Annotated in this window: 4 protein-coding genes; all 4 read left to right on the top strand. The window is 56.5% G+C overall.

The features are described from left to right. Positions 1-439: DNA-methyltransferase (locus tag E1189_RS02975; RefSeq protein WP_196221119.1), on the top strand; the 439-nt coding region annotated here is incomplete at its 5' end. Then, positions 411-623: a hypothetical protein gene (locus E1189_RS02970; protein ID WP_155158565.1), complete on the top strand. Its 213-nt coding sequence runs from the start codon at positions 411-413 to the stop codon at positions 621-623. The genes E1189_RS02975 and E1189_RS02970, both read left to right, overlap by 29 nt. Before the next feature lie 16 nt (positions 624-639). Further along, complete coding sequence (locus E1189_RS02965; RefSeq protein ID WP_155158564.1) at positions 640-1,086, top strand: winged helix-turn-helix transcriptional regulator; 447 nt, start codon at positions 640-642, stop codon at positions 1,084-1,086. A gap of 5 nt (positions 1,087-1,091) precedes the next feature. Then, positions 1,092-1,862, top strand: a 771-nt coding sequence (locus tag E1189_RS02960) for a terminase large subunit domain-containing protein (RefSeq protein ID WP_230460091.1), incomplete at its 3' end; no start/stop codon positions are given.

The raw sequence follows: 1,862 nt of genomic DNA, 5'->3' as shown, positions 1-1,862 counted from the left end.
GAAGCAGTGCCTCGTCTGGGTGAAGAACACCAGCGTTATGGGCAGGCAGGATTACCACTGGCAACACGAACCCATTCTCTACGGCTGGAAACCCGGTGCGGCCCATTGCTGGTATGGGGAGCGGGATAAAAAGACCGTCATCAGTGCCGACAAGCCAGCGGCCAGCCGTGACCACCCCACCATGAAACCGGTGAGCCTGATCGAGCAGATGATTCGCAACAGCTCCCAGACCGGGGATTTGGTGGTGGACTTTTGTGGCGGCTCAGGCAGCACCCTTATCACCTGTCAGAAATACGGAAGACGATGTAACACCATAGAAATCGACCCGCACTATTGCGATGTGATTATTCGTCGCTGGCAAGACTACACCGGCAAGGACGCCGTTCATGTGGCCACGGAGGAAACGTTCAATGAGCGACAAAGTGAGCAGCCTGACTGATGACGATGGACGAGGTGTTCGCACTTATCTTACTGATCGTTTTTGTTGCTGCAGTGACGGTGTCGTAGAGATCAGAAAGGCACGTAAGTTTCGCAAGTATCAGCACAGTTTTAAGGCACGAGCCAACCCTCGCAAAATCTGGAAACAGAGGGCCAGAAATAAGAAAGGCCAGTGGACACCATAGGGAGTGGACAAAAGCGATGAGAAAAACAGCTGCAGAAATTCAACAAACCGCTCTGGAATGCCTGAAGCTGCGCAACGCTGGCCTGTCCTATCGTGAAATCGCGTCCACCCTCAATATTTCCAAGTCAGCCGCCCACAAAATTGTGAAGAAAGCGCTGATGGAAATCACCAGAGAACTGAAGCTGGAAACCAGGCTTTTACTGGCTCAGGAGATCGAGCGTCTGGATACTATTCAGCGTTCAATCTGGAACGATGTCCTCAAAGGCAACGTGGCCTCTGTAGAAAAAGCGATCAAGGTTATTGAACTGCGAATGAAAGCGCAGGGCCTGATGGCTCCTGCCAAGATCGCCAGCACCGATCCCACCGGAGAGAACGAGGCCACCAGCGGAGTTGTTGTCGTCCCGGCTCCGGCCTCGGTGGATGAGTGGCTGAAAGAATACGGCCCCAAGACAGATGACGCCTGACCACTATGTCGCAAACGGTCTGGCGTCCACAGGCAGGGCCGCAAACGGCGCTGCTCCGTTGCCCGTTTGAAGACATCCTTTACGGCGGTGCCCGTGGTGGAGGCAAGACCGACGGCTTCCTTGGCAAGTGGGCGCAGCGGACAGAAGTCTATGGCCAGCGATGCCGGGGGCTGTTTATCCGGCGCTCTATGCCAGAGCTGGATGAGGTCATCGCCCGGAGCCATGAAATCTTCGGGCCGATGGGGGCGAAGTACAAAGCCCAGAAAACCACATGGATGATGAAGAACGGGGCGATGCTCCGTTTGCGCTCTCTGGAGCGGGACGCTGATGCAGGCAAGTACCAAGGCCATTCCTACACCGACCTGTACATCGACGAGGCCGGTAACTTCCCCGACCCGGCCCCTATCGACAAACTGCAGGCCACCCTGCGTAATCCTTACGGCATCCCCTCCAGCTGCAACCTGTCGGCCAACCCCGGCGGCCCCGGCCATGAGTGGCTGAAAAAACGCTATATCGACCCGGCTCCCCTCGGCATGAAACCCATCACCGATGAGATGAGCGGCGACCAGCGGATATTTATCCCCAGCCGGTTACAAGACAATCCCCTGCTACTGAACAGCGACCCCGGATACAAGAACCGCCTGAAAAAGTCCGGCCCTCCGTGGCTGGTACAGGCGTGGTTGATGGGCGACTGGAACGCCACCCCGGAAGGCGGCCTGCTCAAAGCCCAGTGGTTCCAGCGGTATAACCAGCTGCCCTCGGAATTTTTGCGTGTA

Source organism: Parendozoicomonas verongulae, assembly GCF_009711465.1.
Classification (GTDB): Bacteria; Pseudomonadota; Gammaproteobacteria; order Pseudomonadales; family Endozoicomonadaceae; genus Sansalvadorimonas; species Sansalvadorimonas verongulae.
The sequence above is the reverse complement of the archived record's forward strand: the minus strand, read 5'-3'. Positions and strand labels throughout refer to the sequence as shown.

Bases quoted from the DNA above. Each gene is read 5' to 3' on its own strand.
- E1189_RS02970 (WP_155158565.1), top strand. From the start codon at position 411: ATGAGCGACAAAGTGAGCAGCCTGACTGATGACGATGGACGAGGTGTT.
- E1189_RS02965 (WP_155158564.1), top strand. From the start codon at position 640: ATGAGAAAAACAGCTGCAGAAATTCAACAAACCGCTCTGGAATGCCTG.